The organism is Streptomyces calidiresistens, assembly GCF_014141525.1.
GTDB lineage: Bacteria > Actinomycetota > Actinomycetes > Streptomycetales > Streptomycetaceae > Streptomyces > Streptomyces calidiresistens.
Map to the genome: position 1 here is coordinate 1 of NZ_VKHS01000611.1, position 3,410 is coordinate 3,410.

At 74.8% G+C, this 3,410-nt stretch carries 3 protein-coding genes; 1 reads left to right on the forward strand and 2 read right to left on the reverse strand.

Going from position 1 to position 3,410, the window contains the following annotated elements; all coding sequences use genetic code 11:
- On the forward strand, positions 1 to 293 hold a 293-nt coding region (locus tag FOE67_RS20385; RefSeq protein ID WP_228474096.1), incomplete at its 5' end, for a cupin domain-containing protein.
- A gap of 137 nt (positions 294 to 430) precedes the next feature.
- Here FOE67_RS20385 and FOE67_RS20390 read toward each other — a convergent pair.
- The gene (locus FOE67_RS20390) at positions 431 to 1,492 is read right to left on the reverse strand and encodes a hemolysin family protein (RefSeq protein ID WP_323385143.1); all 1,062 of its coding nucleotides are present in this window, start codon (positions 1,490 to 1,492) and stop codon (positions 431 to 433) included.
- On the reverse strand, positions 1,480 to 3,012 hold the full coding sequence (locus FOE67_RS20395; RefSeq protein ID WP_182666294.1) for a hemolysin family protein: 1,533 nt from the start codon (positions 3,010 to 3,012) through the stop codon (positions 1,480 to 1,482). The genes FOE67_RS20390 and FOE67_RS20395 overlap by 13 nt, the downstream gene beginning before the upstream one ends.
- Positions 3,013 to 3,410 lie beyond the last annotated feature (398 nt).

Sequence of the window (3,410 nt, forward strand, 5' to 3'; positions counted from 1 at the left end):
GAATAAGAGACAGCCCCGGAGCCCCTCTCGGCGACACCGTGCCCTTCGGCGGCGGCCCCGCGCCGTTCGGCGCGAGCACCCCCGAGCTGTGCCTCGTCCTCGACGGCGAGATGGAGATCGAGGAGGCGGACGGCACCCGGCTGAGTCTGCGCGCCGGCGAGGTGTGCACCCTCACGCCCGGCACCCGGCGCCGGGCGGTGGCCGCCGGCTGCGAGATCCTGCTGGTGGACGGCGCGGGCCGGGCCCGCACCGACCGGACGCACGGAGGGCCCGGGGACTCCCCGACCCGGTGACACGGGGTGCGGCCCGGGCCGCACCGGTCGAATCGACACGCGAGGAGGGGCGGACGCCGACGGCGTCCGCCCCTCCTCGCGCATCCGGCCCCCGGCCGGCGCCCGCCGCCGGCGGGTGCGCCGGCGGCGGGTCTCCCTCAGGCCCCCGCGGTCCCGCCGGCGGCCGTGGCACCCGCCGGGCGTCGTGCCGCGAGCAGTCGGCCCAGCAGGTCGTCCAGGCTGATCAGGCCGATCAACCGACCGTCCTCGGCCGCGTGCACCACCGCCAGCGAGGCCCGGTGCTGCCGCAGCTGTTCCACGGCCTGCGCGACGGTGTCCTCCGCGCGCAGCCTCGGCACCGGCCGGGCCAGCGCCGCCGCCGTCACCGACCGTCCGCGGGCCCGGGCCACCATGGCGTCCCGGGCGTGCACCGACCCCAGGACCCGGTCGCCCTCGCGCACCAGCAGGCGGGTGTGGTCGCTCCCGGCCGCCGTGGCCAGCACCTCGTCGAGGTCCGCGCCCGGTCGCACCGAGACGATCTCCGCCGCCGGCACCACGCTCAGCGACCCCACCGGGGTCTGCGGCTCGGTGAGCGAGCGGGTCAACAGGCCCGACTCGCTCTCGGTCAGCAACCCCATCCGGGTGGACTCCGCCACCAGGTGCGTCAGCTGCTCGCGGCTGTGCACCGAGGACAGCTCCTCGACCGGGGTGACCCGGCACAGCCGCACCAGCCCGTTGCTGATCTTGTTCAACACCCACAGCAGCGGGCGCACCACCCGCACCATCGCCATGAACGGCGGCGCCATCAGCATCGCCGAGCGCTCCGGGTGGGAGATCGCCCACGACTTCGGGGCCATCTCACCGACCACCATGTGCAGGAACACCACCACCGCCATCGCGATGACGAAGGCGATCCCGTACGACAGCGAGGCCGGCAACCCCACCGCCAGCAGCAGCGGCTCCACCGCGTCGGAGACGGCGGGCTTGGAGATGTAGCCCAGCAGCAGGGTGCAGGCGGTGATGCCCAGCTGGGAGCCGGCCAGCATCAGCGACAGCTCCCGCATCCCGGCCAGCGCCGAGCGGGCGCCCCGCCGGCCCTCGGCCACGGCCTGCTCCATGCGGTGGTGCCGGGCCGCGACCAGCGCGAACTCGGCGGCCACGAACAGGCCGCTGGCCATCAACAACAGGATCGTCAACAGGGTCGCGGTCAACGGATCCACGAGGCACGCTCCCTCCGGGTGTCGTGGACACCCTCACCGACGGTGCGGTCCGGCCCCGGTACCGCACGGTCCGGGCGGTTCGCGGCCCGGTCGGTGCCGTCGTCGGCGTCCCGGGTGCCGCTGCCGGCCCCGGCCGCGCCCGCCCCGGCGTCGTCCGCCGTGCGGTCGGTGCCGTCGTCGGCGTTCCGGGTGCCGCCGGACGAACCCGCGGGCGGGCCGATCCGGATGCGCTCCGGCACGTGCCGGTCCAGCTCCAGCACCTCCACCTCCACGGTGGTGCGCTTCGGGTCCGCCAACTCCAGCGTCAGTCGGTCGCCGACCCCCGGGAACCGGCCCAGCCGGTCCACGATCAGCCCGGCCACCGTCTCGAAGCTGTCGTCCTCCGGCAGCGGCATGCCGATCACGTCCGCCACCTCGTCCACCCGCCGACCGGCGTCCACCAGCCAGCCACCGGTGCCGTCCGCGACGGCCACCGCGACCACCCGGTCGCTCTCGTCGGCGATCTCGCCCACCAGCTCCTCGGCGATGTCCTCCAGGGTGACGATGCCCGCCAGCCCGCCGTACTCGTCGATCGCCACCGCGAACTCCGATCGGGCCGCCTGCATCTGCTCCACCGCCGCGGGCAGCGGCAGCGAGTCCGGCAGCGACAGCACCGGACGCGCCAGCGAGCCGGCCGTGGTCGTCGCCAGCCGTTCGACGGGCAGTCGCATCAGCTCGCGCACGCCGATCACGCCGCGCACGTCGTCCACCCGGTCCGAGATCACCGGATAGTGGGTGTGACCCCGGCGCCCGATCAGCTCGATCACCTCGGCGGCCGAGGTGTCCGCGTGCACCAGCTCCACGTCCACGCGCGGCACCATCACCTCCACCAGCGTCCGGTCGGAGAACTCCAGGGCGTGGTCGAGCAGCTCGGCGGTGGCCGGGGTCAGCCGGCCGTGCGCGGTGGATTCGGTGATCAGTCGTCCCAGCTCGTCGGCGGTCGCGCCCTGGTGCAGCTCGGCGGCGGGCTCGATGCCCACCAGGCGGAGCAGCCGGTTCGCCGCCGCGTCGAAGACGTGGATCACCGGGCCCGCGATCCGCAGGTACACCAGGGTGGGCGCCGCCATGCCCTTGGCGAGCCGCTCCGGCACCGCCAGCGCCAGGTTCTTGGGCCCCAGCTCGCCGATCACCATCTGGATCAGGGTGGCGAGCACGAAGGCCAGCACGAGGGAGACGCCCAGGGAGGCGGCCTGCGGCACGCCCACGGTGGTCAGCAGCGGGGAGATCAGCTCCGCCACGGCGGGTTCCGCCAGGAAACCGACCACCAGACCGGTGACGGTGATGCCGAGCTGCGCGCCGGAGAGCATGAAGGACAGGCGCTGCTGCACGCGCACCGCGCGCGCGGCCCGTTTGTCACCGGCCCGGGCCTCCCGGGCGAGGGTGAGACGGTCCGCGGCGACGTAGGCGAATTCCTGGGCGACGAACCACCCGTTCGCCAGGATCAGCAGCAGGACCGCCGCCAGACCCGTCGCGGCACTCATCGGACACCACCCCGTCGCGTGCCGCGGGTCGTCCTGTGGGGACGGGGTGGTCGGGGACTGTGATGGTCAGGCGGGTCCGACGATCTGACGGACAACGTCGCTCCTTTCACGGGGGGCCGCGACCGCGTCTGCGGCCCCGGTGGGGTCGGGGTCCCGGGAACCGGGGAAGCCGGATCAACGTCCCGGAGGGGACGTCTGTTCCGCGCCGCCGGGGGCGGGCCCCGGGAAGCCGGGGCCGGCGGTGTGCCGGTGGCGGGGGTCCTTCCCCCGTTCGGGGGATTCCACCCGGGGTTTCGGGCGGTTTTTCCGGCCGGCCCGGGAGGGACCCGTTCCCCTCAGTTGTACCGGAGTTCCCCGGCTTCCGCCGCTTCCCCCCGGAGGGGGCGCGGGACCGGGGG

Bases quoted from the DNA above. Each gene is read 5' to 3' on its own strand.
- FOE67_RS20395 (WP_182666294.1), bottom strand. From the start codon at position 3,012: ATGAGTGCCGCGACGGGTCTGGCGGCGGTCCTGCTGCTGATCCTGGCG.